Annotated in this window: 13 protein-coding genes; 10 read left to right on the forward strand and 3 right to left on the reverse strand. The window is 65.9% G+C overall.

Annotated elements, in window-relative coordinates:
• Window positions 1–9 precede the first annotated feature (9 nt).
• On the reverse strand, window positions 10–1203 hold the full coding sequence (locus TBU01S_RS09280; protein ID WP_068636359.1) for a multidrug effflux MFS transporter: 1194 nt from the start codon (window positions 1201–1203) through the stop codon (window positions 10–12).
• Window positions 1204–1295: 92 nt separating this feature from the next.
• A complete protein-coding gene (locus TBU01S_RS09285) occupies window positions 1296–3479 on the reverse strand; it encodes a malate synthase G (RefSeq protein WP_068636360.1) in 2184 nt (727 codons plus the stop codon).
• Window positions 3480–3716: 237 nt separating this feature from the next.
• Here TBU01S_RS09285 and TBU01S_RS09290 point away from each other — a divergent pair, with 237 nt between their 5' ends.
• From TBU01S_RS09290 to TBU01S_RS09340, 10 genes are all read left to right on the forward strand, one after another.
• Entirely contained in the window at window positions 3717–4112 is a 396-nt protein-coding gene (locus tag TBU01S_RS09290; RefSeq protein ID WP_068636361.1) for a Fur family transcriptional regulator, read from the forward strand.
• Between the two features lie 119 nt (window positions 4113–4231).
• Window positions 4232–5446, forward strand: a complete 1215-nt coding sequence (gene zigA / locus TBU01S_RS09295) for a zinc metallochaperone GTPase ZigA (protein WP_068636362.1) — start codon at window positions 4232–4234, stop codon at window positions 5444–5446.
• Window positions 5447–5565: 119 nt separating this feature from the next.
• Window positions 5566–5715 carry a type B 50S ribosomal protein L36 gene (gene ykgO, locus TBU01S_RS09300; protein WP_068636363.1) on the forward strand — a complete coding sequence of 50 codons (150 nt, stop codon included), beginning with the start codon at window positions 5566–5568 and terminating at the stop codon, window positions 5713–5715.
• Window positions 5716–5968: 253 nt separating this feature from the next.
• The gene (locus TBU01S_RS09305; protein WP_217999588.1) at window positions 5969–7744 is read left to right on the forward strand and encodes a TonB-dependent receptor domain-containing protein; all 1776 of its coding nucleotides are present in this window, start codon (window positions 5969–5971) and stop codon (window positions 7742–7744) included.
• A gap of 648 nt (window positions 7745–8392) precedes the next feature.
• Window positions 8393–10540: a TonB-dependent receptor gene (locus TBU01S_RS09315; RefSeq protein WP_083953536.1), complete on the forward strand. Its 2148-nt coding sequence runs from the start codon at window positions 8393–8395 to the stop codon at window positions 10538–10540.
• Window positions 10541–10559: 19 nt separating this feature from the next.
• Window positions 10560–11801 (forward strand): MFS transporter, encoded by a 1242-nt coding sequence (locus TBU01S_RS09320; RefSeq protein WP_068636367.1) that lies wholly within the window; start codon window positions 10560–10562, stop codon window positions 11799–11801.
• Between the two features lie 12 nt (window positions 11802–11813).
• On the forward strand, window positions 11814–12554 hold the full coding sequence (locus TBU01S_RS09325) for a methyltransferase family protein (RefSeq protein WP_068636368.1): 741 nt from the start codon (window positions 11814–11816) through the stop codon (window positions 12552–12554).
• A 46-nt stretch (window positions 12555–12600) separates the two neighbouring features.
• On the forward strand, window positions 12601–12966 hold the full coding sequence (locus tag TBU01S_RS09330) for an AMP-binding protein (RefSeq protein WP_083953538.1): 366 nt from the start codon (window positions 12601–12603) through the stop codon (window positions 12964–12966).
• Between the two features lie 8 nt (window positions 12967–12974).
• The gene (locus TBU01S_RS23825) at window positions 12975–13373 is read left to right on the forward strand and encodes an alpha/beta fold hydrolase (protein WP_068636370.1); all 399 of its coding nucleotides are present in this window, start codon (window positions 12975–12977) and stop codon (window positions 13371–13373) included.
• Window positions 13374–13437: 64 nt separating this feature from the next.
• Window positions 13438–14073, forward strand: a complete 636-nt coding sequence (locus TBU01S_RS09340; protein WP_157659116.1) for a 4'-phosphopantetheinyl transferase family protein — start codon at window positions 13438–13440, stop codon at window positions 14071–14073.
• A 47-nt stretch (window positions 14074–14120) separates the two neighbouring features.
• On the opposite strand, the gene TBU01S_RS09345 is transcribed toward TBU01S_RS09340, so the two are convergent.
• On the reverse strand, window positions 14121–15095 hold the full coding sequence (locus tag TBU01S_RS09345) for a helix-turn-helix transcriptional regulator (RefSeq protein WP_217999589.1): 975 nt from the start codon (window positions 15093–15095) through the stop codon (window positions 14121–14123).
• Window positions 15096–15308 lie beyond the last annotated feature (213 nt).

The following is a 15308-nucleotide window of genomic DNA, read 5'->3' on the forward strand; positions in this document are numbered from 1 at the left end:
GGAGCCGAATCAAGCCTTGCTGCCGCGCCTGCGCAGCAGCAAGGCCCGCATCGCCAAGCTGAACAGCATGCCGGCCGCCACCGTCAGCGCCAGCGGCGTCGCGCTGGCCTGCACGCTGTGGCCGACGATCATGCCGGCGCCGGCACCCAGCCCCATCTGCGCGAAGCCCATCATCGACGCCGCTGCGCCTGCCATCTTCGGGTAGCCCGCCAGGCCCAGCGCGGTGGCGTTCGGCAACAGCAGGCCGACCGCTGCGGTCACGCCCCACATCGGCCCCATCACCGCCGCCGGGTGATGCACGCCGGCCAGCGCCAGCACGGCCAGCAGCAGGCCGCTGGCCGCGCCCAGATACACGCCGCTGCGGATCAGCCAGTCCGCGCCCAGCCGCCGCGTCAGACGCGCCGACAGCGTGCTGCCGACGATGAAGCCGGTGACGTTGGCGCCGAAGGCGAGGCCCATCTGCTGCGGCGACATGCCGTACAGCTCGATATAGACGAAGGGCGAGCCGGAGATGAAGGCGAACAGCGAAGCAAAGGCACCGCAGCCGGTCAGCAGCGCGCCGCGATAAGTGCGGTCGGCCAGCAGCACGCCGTAGTTCGCCAGCATGCGCGACGGACGGATCGCGTGCGGATCGGGATGGCGGTTGGTCTCCTTCAGCACCTTCCACACCATGAAGCCGAGCGCCAGCCCGTACAGCGTCAGCACGACGAAGGTCGAACGCCAGCCGAGATGGGCACTGAGCCAGCCGCCGAAGATCGGCGCCACCAGCGGCGCCAGCGCCGTGGCGGTCGACACGTGCGACAGCACCCGTGCCGCCTCCTGCGGGCCATAGACGTCGCGCACCACCGCACGCCCCAGCACCGGGCCGACGCAGGCGCCGAAGGCCTGCACCAGCCGCGCCAGGATCAAGGTTCCGATCGTCGGCGCCAGCGCGCAGGCCGCCGACGACAGCACGAACAGCGCCGACCCCCACAGCATCACCGGCCGCCGGCCGAAGCGGTCCGACAGCGGGCCGATCAGCAGCTGGCCCAGGCCGAAACCCAGCAGATAGACCGACAGCGTGAGCTGGGCGCCGGCGGTGTCCGTGCCCAGCGCCCGCGCGATCGCAGGCAGGGCCGGCAGGTAGAAGTCGGTCGACAAGGGGCCGATCGAGGTCAGCGCGACGATCAGGACGGCAAGCAGCAGGCTGTGTTGTACGGGCATGGAAAATCGTGGTCGGAAATGCAAGCGCCGGCCCTGAGGCCGGCGCTCATCGATCGATGCCGGCAGCTTCAGCCGCCGGCCCGATCCACTGCTCAGGCGCCCTGCTTCGCCTTGAACACCTGGCGGTAGTGGTGCAGCAGCGGTTCGGTGTAGCCGCTGGGCTGGGCGCGGCCGTCGAAGATCAGCGCGCGGGCGGCCTGGTAGGCGATCGAGTCGTCGACGTTCGGCGCCATCGGGCGATAGGCCGGATCGCCGGCATTCTGGCCATCCACCACCGCGGCCATGCGGCGCAGCGTGGCATCGACCTGCTCGGCGCTGACGATGCCGTGGCGCAGCCAGTTGGCGATGTGCTGGCTGGAGATGCGCAGCGTGGCGCGGTCTTCCATCAGGCCGACGTTGTTGATGTCGGGCACCTTCGAGCAGCCGACGCCCTGCTCCACCCAGCGCACCACGTAGCCGAGGATGCCCTGGCAGTTGTTGTCCAGTTCCTGCTGGCGTTCTTCCGCGCTCCAGTCGGCCTTGGCGGCGACCGGCACGGTCAGCAGGCCGGCCAGCAGCGCGTCGCGTTCGGCGGCGAGGTCGATCTTCTCCATTTCCTGCTGGATCGCGGCGACGTCGACCTGGTGGTAGTGCAGCGCGTGCAGCGTCGCGCCGGTCGGCGACGGCACCCAGGCGGTGTTGGCGCCGGCCTTCGGATGGGCGATCTTCTGTTCCAGCATCGCCGCCATCAGGTCGGGCATGGCCCACATCCCCTTGCCGATCTGGGCCTTGCCGCGCAGGCCGGCGGTCAGGCCGACCAGCACGTTGTTGCGCTCGTAGGCCTGGATCCAGGTGCTGGTCTTCATGTCGCCCTTGCGGATCATCGGGCCGGCTTCCATCGCGGTATGCATTTCGTCGCCGGTGCGGTCGAGGAAGCCGGTGTTGATGAAGACGACGCGGCTCCTGGCGGCGGCGATGCAGGCCATCAGGTTGACCGAGGTGCGGCGCTCCTCGTCCATGATGCCCATCTTCATCGTGTGGCGCGGCAGGCCGAGCAGGTCCTCGATGCGGCTGAACAGTTCGTCGGCGAAGGCGACTTCGGCCGGGCCGTGCATCTTCGGCTTGACGATGTACGTGCTGCCGGTGCGCGAGTTGCCCTTGCGCGCGAGATCGTGCATCGAGATCAGCGTGGTGACGACGCCGTCCAGGATGCCTTCGGGAATCTCGTGGCCTTCGCCGTCGATGATCGCCGGATTGGTCATCAGGTGGCCGACGTTGCGAATGAACAGCAGCGAGCGGCCGTGCAGGCGCAGGCTGCCGCCGTCGGGGGCGGTATATTCGCGGTCGGCGTTCAGGCGGCGGGTGATGGTCTTGTCGCCCTTCTGCACCTCTTCGGTCAGCGTGCCCTTCATCAGGCCCAGCCAGTTGCGATAGACGACGACCTTGTCGTCGGCATCGACCGCGGCGATGGAGTCTTCACAGTCCATGATGGTGGACACCGCGGCTTCCACGATCAGGTCGTTGATGCCCGCGGCGTCGGTCTTGCCGATGGCGCCGTTGCGGTCGATCTGGACGTCGATGTGCAGGCCGTGGTTCTTCAGCAGCACCGCGCTCGGCGCGGCGGCGCCGCCCTGGTAGCCGACGAACTTCTCAGGCTGCTGCAGGCCGACGGTGGAACCGTTTTTCAGCGTGACGGCGAGCTTGCCATCGACCACGGCGTAGGCGGTCGAATCGGCGTGCGAGCCGCCGGCCAGCGGCGCGGCCTGGTCGAGCACCTTGCGGGCGAAGGCGATCACCCTGGCGCCGCGCACCGGGTTGTAGCCCTTGGTGATCTCGGCACCGTCGGTCTGCGGGATGGCATCGGTGCCGTACAGCGCGTCGTACAGCGAGCCCCAGCGGGCATTGGCGGCGTTGAGCGCGTAGCGGGCGTTCATGACCGGCACCACCAACTGCGGGCCGGCCTGCGACGACAGTTCGCTATCGACGTTGGGAGTATCCACCTTCACGCCGGTCGGCTGCGGCAGCAGATAGCCGATCGATTCGAGGAAGGCACGGAAAGCGGCCATGTCGGTGATCGGGCCGGGATTGGCGCGATGCCACTTGTCCAGTTCGGTCTGCAGGCGATCGCGCTCGGCGAGCAGCGCGCGGTTCTTCGGAGCGAGATCGTGTACCAGCGCATCGAAGCCTTTCCAGAAGGCGGCGGCATCCACGCCCGTGCCCGGCAGGGCCTCTTCTTCGATGAAACGCTTCAGATTCGCAGCCACCTGAAGGCGATGGCAGTTCACTCTCTCGGTCATGTTGTACGCACTCTCTGGCATGATTCATGGGAACCCGGGCGCAGCACTCATGCAACGCGGGCGACCGCGAGGATGCGACCGATTTACGCTCCGGTCAAGGCCAACGCGCAAAAGTCCTCTATAAGACCTGAGATATACCTGCCCGGCCCCCATCGGCAGGATGGTGCCGAAGCTCATCGACACGCATGTGCTTCACCTGGCGGACGCCAGGAGACGAACCGATTGGAGAAACAGGGAATGCCCAGTCCGACACTCACCAGGCACCAGACGCTGGTGTTGAATGCGCTGCAGCGTGCCAAGGAGCCGACCAGCGCGTATGCGCTGCTCGAGCAGCTCCGCGACGAGGGGATCAAGGCTCCACCGCAGGTCTATCGGGCGCTGGACAAACTGGTCAGTTGCGGACTCGCCCACAAGCTGGACAGCCTCAACGCCTTCGTCGCCTGTGCGCATCCGCACGAGCATGAGCATGACCTGGTCGCCTTTGCAATCTGCAAGCGCTGCGGATCGGTGCAGGAATTCGCCGATCACGCCATCGAGCAGCACCTGACGGATTTGTCGCAGGCCCACGCATTCAGGATGGAAAGCGCCATCGTCGAAATCCGCGGCATCTGCGGGAACTGCCCGACGGCCTGAGGGCCGACTTCCACCCCCTGCCGCTGGCGAAGCCTCCGCCCGGAGGTATGCACGCTCGTTGAAACGCCTTTTGTTATATTATAACATAACCGATCGCGCTTTTACTGAATTGACGAGCAATGAACGCAGACCTTTCCCAGCCGCAACAGAAAAAACTGCCGGTGACCGTGCTCTCGGGCTTCCTCGGCGCCGGCAAGACCACCTTGCTGAACCACATCCTGCACAACCGTGAAGGACGCAGGGTCGCGGTCATCGTCAACGACATGTCCGAGGTCAATATCGACGCCGCGCTGGTTCGCAACGGCGGCGCCGAACTGTCCCGTACCGACGAGAAGCTGGTCGAGATGAGCAATGGCTGCATCTGCTGCACCCTGCGCGAAGACCTGTTGGTCGAAGTCGAACGCCTCGCCCGCGATGGGAGCTTCGACCAGTTGGTGATCGAATCCACCGGCATCTCCGAACCCTTGCCGGTCGCCGAGACCTTTACCTTCGAAGGCGAGGACGGACGCTGCCTCAACGACCTGGCGCAGCTGGACACGATGGTCACGGTGGTCGACGCCCGCAACTTCCTGCACGACTACGGCTCGCGCGACAGCCTGCAGACACGCGGCGAGTCGCTCGGGGCGGAGGACCGCCGTACCGTGGTCGATCTGCTGATCGAGCAGGTCGAATTCTGCGACGTCATCGTGCTCAACAAGATCGATCTGGTCGGCGCCGAGGAACGCGAACGCCTGATGGCCATCCTGCGTGGCCTGAACCCGCGCGCCCGCATCGAAGTCGCCGAGTTCGGCAAGGTGGCGCTGGATCGCGTGCTGAACACCGGCCTGTTCGACTTCGCCGCCGCCGCCCAGGCGCCGGGCTGGCTGCAGGAAATGCGTGGCACGCATGTGCCCGAGACCGACGAATATGGCATCGGCAGCTTCGTCTACTGCGCCCGCCGCCCCTTCCATCCCGAACGCTTCTTCGCCTGGATCGAGGACGAGTGGCCCGGTGTGGTGCGCTCCAAAGGCTTCTTCTGGCTCGCCAGCCACCCGTCGATGGTCGGCTCCTGGTCACAGGCAGGCGCCGTGGCACGCCATGGCGTGGCCGGCTACTGGTGGGCCTCGGCACCGCCGGAGCACTGGCCGCAAGACCCCGAAGCCGTGGCCGCGATCAAGCAGCACTGGGACAAGGAAGTCGGCGACGCCCGCCAGGAAATCGTGCTGATCGGCATGGACATGGACGAGGCGGCACTGCGCACACGCTTCGACTCCTGTCTGTTGACCGACGAAGAGATGGCACTCGGGCCGCAGGCGTGGACAGGCTGGCACAACCCTTTCCCGAATTGGCCCTGAACGCACTTCCATAGCGCCAGGAGCAGGCCACGCGCGTGCAACGGCACGGTCCTCCCTTCGCCGGCAACAAGACTCCAACCCGTTCCATTCAATCCATCCAGCAGGAAGGAGGTTGTCCCATGCAAGTTCTGTCATCCCTCAAGGAAGCCAAGAACCGTCACCGCGACTGCCAGATCGTCCGCCGCCGCGGCCGCCTGTACGTCATCTGCAAGAGCAACCCGCGCTTCAAGGCGCGCCAGGGCTGCGCGAAGAACAAGCACAAGGGCTGAACCCCGGCCCAGCGCCGGAAGCCGTCGGATCAGGCCGGAACAAGGAAAGGATGTCGAAGATGGATGTGAATCGTGGAATCGCCAGGGCCTGCCTGCTCGCGCTGGCGGCATCGGGCAGCAATGCCTGGGCCCAGGCATTGCTGCCGCGCACAACAGCGCAGACAAGCGTGAAACAGTCGCTGCCCTGCCATCCATCGTCGTCATCGCCACCGCCTCGGCACGGGAGGTAGCCGATGCACCCGCCAGCGTTGCCGTGATCGACGGCGAATCTCTTCGCCAGCGTCCCGTCAATGACCTCGCCGATGCCGTGCGCAACTCGCCCGGCATCGGCCTGGACGATCTCGGCATGGGGCGGCGCGGCATTTCGATCCGCGGCATGAGCTCCGAACACACACTGATGCTGATCGACGGCCAGCGCATCAACTCCTCTGGATCGGCCATCGCTCATTCGGATTTCGAACTCGGCTGGGTGCCGACGGAAGCCATCGAGCGCGTGGAAGTGGTGCGGGGCCCGATCTCCTCGCTGTATGGCTCCGAAGCGCTCGGCGGCGTGGTCAACATCATCACCCGTTCCGCCACCGACCGCTGGCGCGGCTCCGTCAGCACCCAGGCGCTAATCAACGACCACAGCCTGGACGGCAATCAGTACAAGGGCGGCTTCTACGTCAGCGGGCCGCTGCTGCCGGGCACTCTGGGTTTCAAGGCCTGGGGCGAATACCGCCACCGCGACGCCTTGCGCGACGAGGCCAATACCATGCTGACCGCACTCGACGACCAGCGCGCAAAGACAGGGCACCTCGGGCTGAGCTGGACACCAGACGAGCGCCAGCGCATCGATCTCTCGGTCGATGCCGGCAACGAGGAACTGGACGGCGTGCGCGGCGCTTCGGGAAGAGCGATCTACCGCAGCGAAAACGAAGTCCAGCGCCGCCGCTACGCCCTCACTCACGCCGGCAACTGGAGCTGGGGCGACAGCCAGCTCAGACTGTATCGCAGCACGCTCGACCGCAAGGCCTGGCGCAGCGACGGCGCCACCGGTCCGAACCGCTTCGTCGACACCGTGCTCGACGGCCGGATCGGTTTCATCGCGGGCGAAGCCCACAAGCTCACCTTCGGCCTCGAAACCCGGCGCGAGAGCCTGGAGGATCCGAGCGTCAACCGCTCCGGCAAGAAGGCGCTGAACCATCATGCGCTCTTCGCCCAGGACGAGATCCTGCTGGGCGAGCGTTGGGAGCTGGTGCTGGGCAGCCGCTTCGACCACCACGAGGACTTCGGCTGGGAAACCAGTCCGCGCGCCTATCTGCTGTTCCGCCCCGACGACGCACTGACCTTGAAGGCTGGCGTCGGCCGCGGTTTCAAGGCGCCCACGCTGAAGCAGCTCTCGCCCGAATTCGAGTCCCGCGCCGCCATGGGCGGGCGCGGCATCATCCGCGGCAACCCGGAGCTGGAGCCCGAAACCAACCGCTCATTCGAGCTCGGCGCGGCCTACGAGCTCGGCCGCTGGTCGGCCAGCGCCACGGTGTTCCGCAACGACGTCCGCAACCTGATCGAAACCGTGCGGCAGCTCACCTGCTCCGAACGCGGGCGCGTCTGCCTGAACTACGAGAACGTCTCCCGGGTGCGGCTGCAAGGCCTGGAGCTGACGGCAGCGGCGGATCTGGCCGCGTTGTGGCGGCTGGAAGCCAACTACACCTGGCTGGACGCACGCGACCTCAGCAACGACGAGCGCCTCGCCGACCGTTCCCGCCACCGTGCCAACCTCACGCTGGCCTGGGCACCGCAGGACCGGCTCGCCACCCGCGTGCGAGCGGAATACGTCGGCTCGCAGTACCGTTCGGCTACCCTGGGCGAGCGCCCGGGCTACACCCTGGTGCACTGGTATGTGGACTACGAGCTGAAGTCCGGCCTCAGCCTGCACGCCGGCATCGAGAACCTGAGCGACAAGCGCCTGGGCAACGACGATGCCGATCTTTACGGCCGGGCGGACGAAGGGCGGCGTTACTTCGCCGGCCTGAGCGCCAGCTTCTGATGCCGGCACTGCGTCTGTTTCGGGAACCGTACACGTCGGGGTCCGGACTGGGTTGGCTCCCCAACTCCATCACGAAGCCCATGGTCAAACGGAGGGCTGACAGTGCGTTATCCAACTCCGATACCCGGTCGGCCACGCCCGCCGCATAGATCTCCACCGCGGTCCCTGAGAACGTCTCTCCGCCTGACCGCAGTTCGGTCAATCCTTTGAGCAGATAGGTCTGCAGGTGAGGCATCAGCACCTGAAGACCCGGGTGGTCAATCAGTCCACGTCGGTGAACCTGGTTGTTGTCTGTACTCATCGCACCTCGCGTCCGTTGTCTGTCACGAATTGACCACTGCCAACAGTCTGCCGCAACGACATCAGAACCGACAGTGCGGCGTCGTTTTCACTGCCCTCAGCCAGACCGCCGTGCGATCGCCCCAACGACATCCATCGCGATGACCAGCAACAGGCCCACTTTCATTGCCACTTTCCTCACCTCACAAGACATTTGCCGACAGCAGTGATCGGCGCCCGTTGTGAAGAGAATCCCGATCAGGGCGGTACACGTCCCGATCCGGGGAATCGCGGCCCTCCATTTAAATATGATTCTCATTCCCATAAGAAATCAAATGTCGTCATCTTGCACGACGAAAGGAACTGTTCATGCAAGCAGCGAAGATGAAACGAGTGACATTGAGAGGTGCAACACTCCTCCTTGCCGCGCAGATGCTGGTGCCCGGTGCGGCCGCCGCCGACGAGACGCCCACGAGCGGCCGGGAAACCGGTGAAATCTACCAACTCGAGGCCGTAACCGTCACTGCGGAGAAACGCCCCGCCGCGCTGCAGGACGTCCCGGCGAGCATCTCGGCAATCACCGGCGACCAGATCGACGATGCCGGCATCCAGACCATCGTCGAGATCGCCAACCAGGTGCCGAATCTCCACATCTCCACCTGGGGCGGCAGGCGCAACAGCCACGTCTTCATGCGCGGCGTGGGCGCCACCTACGGCGAGCCGGCGGTGGGCTTCTACGTCGACGGCGTCGGCTACACCAGTGACGGCATGTTCGACATGGACCTCTTCGAAGTGGAACGTGTCGAGGTTCTGCGCGGACCGCAAGGGACACTCTACGGACGGAACGCCCTCGCCGGCGTGATCAACATTGTCACCCGACAGCCCACGAACGAGACCGAGGCGCGCGTGAGCGCAGGCGCCGGAAACTTCGGCCAGCGCGAACTCAAGGGCAGCCTGCGCACCCCGCTCGTGGAGGACAGACTGTTTCTCGGCCTGTCGGCGTCCGCAACGAAGCGCGATGGATACGTCGACAACACCCATCTCGGCAAGAAGGCAGACGACCGCGACGACCAGAGCCTGCGTGCCAACCTGCGCTGGGCACCCTCCACCGACCTCGACGTCACCCTGTCGCTGGATGCGGAACGGCTCCGGGGCGGCGCCTACCCGCTGGGCCCGTTGCAGGAGATACGCGATCACCCGGACCGCGTGCGCAATGACTTCGCCGGGCACGACAACCACGACGCCTTCGGAAGCTCGCTCAGCCTGAACTGGAACGCCCCCGGCGTGCGGGTGACCTCCATCACCGGCTGGCGCGACTGGGAGAACGACGGGGTCGGCGATACCGATGGTTCGCCTCTGGATATCGTTCAGGAAAATACCCAAGAGCACCGGAAACAACTGACCCAGGAACTGCGGCTGGCATCCCCCGAAACGGAGAGCGCGCTGCGCTGGATGGCCGGCCTCTATTACTACCAGGAAGACACCGGCATCGTGACGCGATCGAGGTTCGGCAGCGATGCAGTCGCCATGGGGTTCGTTCCCGCCCCCATGGACAGCGTTCTGGACGCCGACAAGGATGACCAGGGATACGCCCTGTTCGGCCAACTGGATTTCCGCATCACCGACCACGTCACCCTTACCGCCGGCCTGCGTCGGGATCATGACAGGCGCCGTGTCAGGATGCACACCCGCATGGAAATGGGGGGCGCCCCGGTTCCGGGCAGCGAGGGTGGCCTGAACGACCGCCGCGTCTTCAAAGAATGGCTGCCGAAGATCGCGCTCGCCTACAAGCCTGACGCAAACATCCTCTGGTACGCCAACGCTGCCAAGGGATACCGGGCCGGCGGCTTCAACACCTTGATGAACGTGGATCCGGCCGACGCCAACTTCGATCCCGAGCACAGCATCAACTACGAGGCGGGACTCAAGTGGTCAGGCTGGCAGAAGCGGCTGTCGTTCAACCTGGCCCTGTTTCGCATCAACCTGACCGATCAGCAAGTCATCCAGTTGACGCCCAGCATCGGCAGCGTGGTTCGCAACGCCGGCGAATCCCGCAGCCAGGGGCTGGAAGCCGAACTGGTCCTGCGCCCAGCCCCCGGCTGGGATGTCAACGCAGGTTTCAGCTACACCGACGCCAAGTTCGACGAGTACCGTGACGACGTGCTCGGCGCCGACTATGCCGGCAACCGCGTGCCCTTCGTGCCAAGGCAGATGTTCAACCTGGCGGTGCAGAACCGCCGGCCCATCGGCCCCTCCACCGTGCTGTTCTCCCGCCTGGAGCTGCAGCGCACCGGTGACTTCCACTGGGATACGGCCAACACCCTGAAGGAGAGTGCCTACAACCTGGTCAACCTGCGACTCGGCGTGGAGGGCGACAACTGGGAGGCGTACCTCTGGGGCAAGAACCTGCTGGACGAGGGCTATGCCGAGTTCGCCTACGACTTCCCGGGGCTCGGCCCGCGCGCCCAGGCCGGGCGGCCGCGCGCCTTCGGCGTGACCGTCAGCGCCCGCTTCTGACGCGGTCAAGGAGAACGTCATGCGAGGAAAATACGCAGTCATCGGCTCGCTCTACCTCACCCAGGGGCTGCCGTTCGGCCTGGCCATGATCGCCATGCCCGCGATCCTGCGCCAGGCTGGGCACCCCGTGGAGAGCCTGGGGATCTTCGCGCTGGTCATGCTGCCGTGGGCCTTCAAGCTCCTCTGGGGTCCGCTGGTCGACAATCATGGGCTGGCCCGCTTCGGCCACCGGCGCAGCTGGATCGTACCGCTGCAAGTCGCCACCGCGGCGGGCTTCGCCGCCCTTGCCCATCTCCCCCCAGGAAGCACGCCGATTGTCGGCTTCGCCATGGCGCTCGTACTGATCAATCTGCTCTGCGCCACCCAGGACATCGCCACCGACGGCTACGCGGTCGAGCAACTCGCCCGCGAGCAACACGCCTTCGGCAACAGCCTGCAGATCGGTGGCTTCTGCCTGGGCATGTTGCTCGGCGGCAGCGGCGTGCTCATCGTCGTCGAGCATCTGAGTTGGGCGGCGGCCATGATGGGACTGGGCATCGTGACGGGCCTGCTGACGCTCCCCGTTCTCTTGCGGCCCGAGGGCGTAGCCACGCCGCCCCCAGGCGGGGAGAATGCCGCGCCAAAACGGGCATCGCTGCGCGCGCTCCTCCGGCGCCCCGGGATCTGGGTTCTGCTGGCCGTCGCCGGCCTCTTCAAGGCTGGAAGCGCCGGCGGCGAGGCGCTGCTGCACCCCTACCTCGTCGACGCCGGCTACGGCCTCGACGTGGTCGGCATGATCTCCGGCACCGCCTTGATCGGCCTGGGCACGGTATTCGCGTTTCTGGGTGGTGCCGTCACCACGCGACTCGGGGCAGAGCGGACCCTGGTGACCTTCGTGGCGCTCTCCGCGCTCGGCATGGGCGTGCTCGCCATCCTGGCCGCCATCGGCCAGACCGATCTCGCCCAACTCCTCCCCGCCCTGCTGCTCGAGAACATCAGCATCAACATCGCCTACGTCGCCGCCTTCGTCCTCTTCATGCGCTGGTCATCGAAGGAACAGGCAGGCACCGATTTCACCGCTTTCCAGTGCGTCGAAGCGATCGGCAACATCGCCGCCATCGGCGCGGCGACCCACCTCGCCGGCCTGCTCGGCTATGGCGCCGCCTTCGCCTTCACCGCCCTTGCCGGCCTCGCCGTTGCCCTCTTCTTGCGCACGGTCCTGACCAAACCCGCCGCCCGCCGCCTCGACGCGATTCCCGAAGCATCCGCCACCGGAGAGTGAATGGAGCCCCCCATGCACGAACAAGCCTCTCGGCTCACCACCTCGTTGCTTGAGAACTACGCAGCCATCGCAGCAACCCATGGTGGCGACTGGAGCAATCAGGTCATCGCGCTGCTGATATCCCTCGGCTGCGCCGTGGCCGGCTACGCCACCTTCTGGCTCGGGCGACGAGAACCACCCCCCAGGCGGCTCTGCGGTGTCCTGTACTGGATCAGCCTGTTGACCTCGGTGATCTGGTACGTGATGCCGTTTCTGCCGCAACCGCGCTTTCCGTCGCTGCCCGAAGGGATCCTGCAGACCTCGGCCATCGGCCTCGCGGTCGGCCTGATCGGACTTGCCATGGCCCTGTTCTACGGGGTTCAGGCGCTGCGCACCGTCCGCTCCAACCAGACCGCCACCGGCGCCGGCATGCGCGACTTCCTGACCCCTTCCACGCTGCTTACCGACGGCCCCTATGGGCGTGTCCGACACCCGATGTTCCTGGGCGACTTCCTCGCCCATCTCGGCGTCTGCCTCGCCACCGGCGCGCTGTTCACCACGCTCCTGCTGCCGCTCTACTTCGCCATCAGCGCGGGCTTCAACCTCGCCGAGGAGCGATGGGTACTGCGTCCGCGCTTCGGCCAGACGTTCCAGGACTACCGGGCAGCGGTCCCGTTTGCCGTCACTCCGCGAACGGCGGCCGTTCTGGCGCTCGGCGCCCTGTTGTTCGTCGTCGGAGCGCTGACCGTGCCGCCGCTGCCGCTTTCGGGCTGACACCCGGGTCCTTCCAGCCAGGCTTTGATTCGTAAAGGACAACACCATGAACCGACCAGAATCCATCCCGGCCATCTCCCGTCACGGTATCGCCACCCTGCCGCAAATGCTGGAACGCACCGCATCGATGTTTCCCGACAGGGGCATCGTCCATGTCTCACCACTCGACGGCACAGAGGATCTGCAGACCTACGCCGAGCTTCGAGACGAGTCGCGCATGGCGGCGCGCCTGCTGCTGGCGAAGGGCTGGCGGCCGGGTGACTTATGCCTCTTCGTGCTAAGCGATTCGCGTGCCTTCGTCACGCTGTTCTGGGGCTGCCAACTGGCCGGGGTCGTCCCGGCGCCCCTGGCGCCCCTGGCGCCCCTGCAGGGCAACCAGGCGGACTCGCTGGAAGCGGACAAGATCCCCTGATCTGCACGATGAACTCGATCAACCCCGCCGGCCTGTTCGTCGACGGCTATCCAACCATCAGACAGAACTGGAGCTTCACGGGCGCTGGGCGCGATCCGTTGCTGACCGACGTCTATGACCGCACTCTGCTGCGACGGCTGTTCTCCGAGCAGCCCGCGAGCCAGCGGCTGGCGGCGCTGTCGGCGCCGGTGCTGGCGTTGATCGGTGATCGCGACGAGCTGATCTCTGCAGTCAGGCTCGATCGGCTGTTCGCCACGGCGCGCCCCGACAGGGGCCGCCTTACCGTGCTCGCCGACACCGACCACATGGGAATTCGCTCGCGGGCCTCTGCGGACATGGCCGATTTCATCCTGGCGCAAGGCGAACCGACCGAGCCGCCGCCGCTGGACCGTGCCCACCCTCGGTGACACCGATGTCCTGACCTGGGGCGGTGCCACCGGTGGATCGAGGCTGGAAGCAGGAGAACTGCTCGTGGCAACCGCCCGGTATGCCGACCTGGCCGGGTTTGCCCCGACCCTGCTCTCGGCCGATGAGCTCGACCGCAGCCGGCAGTTCCGTGTCGCCGCCGACCGGGATCGCTTCTTCGCCGCCCACGCCTTGAAACGGCGCCTGCTCGGCGTGTTGCTCGATGCGCCCGGAGCGCAGCTGCGCTTCGAACGCCAATGGGCGGGAAAGCCCCAACTGGTGGGATCCGAAATCCATTTCAACCTCTCCCACAGCGGAGACTTGGTGGTACTGGCGATATCCCGCTCCGCTCCCGTGGGCGTCGACATCGAACAGGGAGACTGCGCGCTCCCCGAGGTAATGCTGTCCCTCGCGCTGCACCCGGACGACCGCCTTGCCCCCGAACCGGACTCCCCCGCCGAGCGCTTCTATACCGCCTGGACCTTGAAGGAGGCGGTCAGCAAGGCGGTCGGGATCGGCCTGGCGCTGCCATTCACGCAGCTGCGGCTGGAGCCGACCACGCCGACACGATACCGGTGCAGACATGGGGATGAACTCTGGCATGCCGAGCACAGGAAGCTGGAGGGCGGCGCCCACCTCGCCGTCGCATGCCTATCCCCCTGGAAGAAGCTACGACTGCTGAGAATCGAGCGCGGCATCTGAAACTGGCGACGCTGCACCACGATGCATCCTGGAACCACCTGCTGTCGTCAGGCAGATCCCGAGATGCCGCTCGACAAATGGGAGGGGCACTGCACCGATATGAGCGTGTTCTTGCGCGCCTCGCCGGGCAGCACGCCGAACTGCTTTCGGAACGCGGTGCTGAAGTGGCTGATGTTGCTGTATCCCAGCATCAGCGCCGTTTCCGTCACATTGTAGTGATACAGCAGCTCCCTTGCCCGCTCCATGCGGTGGCGCTGAAACAGTGAATAGACGCCCATGCCGAACAGCGACCTGAAGCCCCGTTTCAGTTTCAGTTGATTGAGCCCTACCTCCATGGCCAACTCCGCGATCGTGGGCGGCGCACTCAGGTCTTCGAGCAGGCGTTCCCGCGCCGCCAGCAGGCGCTTGCGTTCTCGAAGCGGCACGGCACCCTGCACGCCGTTGCGGTTCAATCCCTCGAGATGCCAGCCGAGGAACTCCAATACCGCCGCATGCAGCAGCAATGGCGACGTACCCGGGGTTTCGACGCGTTGCGCCAAGCGCATCGCGGCATCAATGGTCCTGCTGCCCGGCGGCGTTGCCCGCATGATGAAACCGCTCTCTATATCACCGATGCGTTCGAACTCATCACCCACCAACTCGCCCAGCGCTTCGGGGGTCAGCATGAGTTCCAGATGGCGGTAGTCCGGGCTGTACCACACCGAGAACCGCTCTCCCGGCGCATATCCAATGTGCCCTTCCCCGACCCGCGGAGCGATCGAAATCCCTCTTACCCTTCCCCTCGACGTCCCGCAAAGCAGGCAGGAGAAATGGACATAGCAGCTGTCATTGAGCAGGTCGACCTGCAACGCGTCGCGTCCATTGCCGTTGTACAGGCCGACGACCATTCCCGGCCGCGGTTCGACCAACGCGGCCTTGAACGCGCAATGCCCTTCGGCCTCAGGCTGGTCTGCGAGGTGTTCTCCACCAAGGAGCTTCGAGGTTCGCAACGGAGTCGCGAGTTCAACGGGTTGTGTGACCACGCATCGCATTGGCTCCTCCTGGACGACAGTGGAATCATCAAGCACTTTATGCTTATACAGTAAATGCGACTCATTCGCAAGAAATGAGGCTGACTGCCTCCCCGCGCTGCACGGGTCCTTGGACAAATGACTCCCGATCCGGACAGTCTCGCTTCCGATGCGGGGAGTCGCGAGAGCGGCTTGATGGATAGGCTTGTTTCCCTCGTTCGAAGC

Origin of the sequence: Thauera butanivorans NBRC 103042 (assembly GCF_001591165.1) — a bacterium.
GTDB classification, from domain to species: Bacteria; Pseudomonadota; Gammaproteobacteria; order Burkholderiales; family Rhodocyclaceae; genus Thauera; species Thauera butanivorans.

What these genes read in the sequence shown, in the direction of transcription:
- TBU01S_RS09320 (WP_068636367.1), top strand. Translation starts at nt 10,560, where the DNA reads ATGCGAGGAAAATACGCAGTCATCGGCTCGCTCTACCTCACCCAGGGG.
- TBU01S_RS09330 (WP_083953538.1), top strand. Translation starts at nt 12,601, where the DNA reads ATGAACCGACCAGAATCCATCCCGGCCATCTCCCGTCACGGTATCGCC.
- TBU01S_RS09280 (WP_068636359.1), bottom strand. Translation starts at nt 1,203, where the DNA reads ATGCCCGTACAACACAGCCTGCTGCTTGCCGTCCTGATCGTCGCGCTG.
- TBU01S_RS09325 (WP_068636368.1), top strand. Translation starts at nt 11,814, where the DNA reads ATGCACGAACAAGCCTCTCGGCTCACCACCTCGTTGCTTGAGAACTAC.
- TBU01S_RS09285 (WP_068636360.1), bottom strand. Translation starts at nt 3,479, where the DNA reads ATGACCGAGAGAGTGAACTGCCATCGCCTTCAGGTGGCTGCGAATCTG.
- TBU01S_RS09290 (WP_068636361.1), top strand. Translation starts at nt 3,717, where the DNA reads ATGCCCAGTCCGACACTCACCAGGCACCAGACGCTGGTGTTGAATGCG.
- ykgO (WP_068636363.1), top strand. Translation starts at nt 5,566, where the DNA reads ATGCAAGTTCTGTCATCCCTCAAGGAAGCCAAGAACCGTCACCGCGAC.
- TBU01S_RS09315 (WP_083953536.1), top strand. Translation starts at nt 8,393, where the DNA reads ATGCAAGCAGCGAAGATGAAACGAGTGACATTGAGAGGTGCAACACTC.
- zigA (WP_068636362.1), top strand. Translation starts at nt 4,232, where the DNA reads ATGAACGCAGACCTTTCCCAGCCGCAACAGAAAAAACTGCCGGTGACC.
- TBU01S_RS23825 (WP_068636370.1), top strand. Translation starts at nt 12,975, where the DNA reads ATGAACTCGATCAACCCCGCCGGCCTGTTCGTCGACGGCTATCCAACC.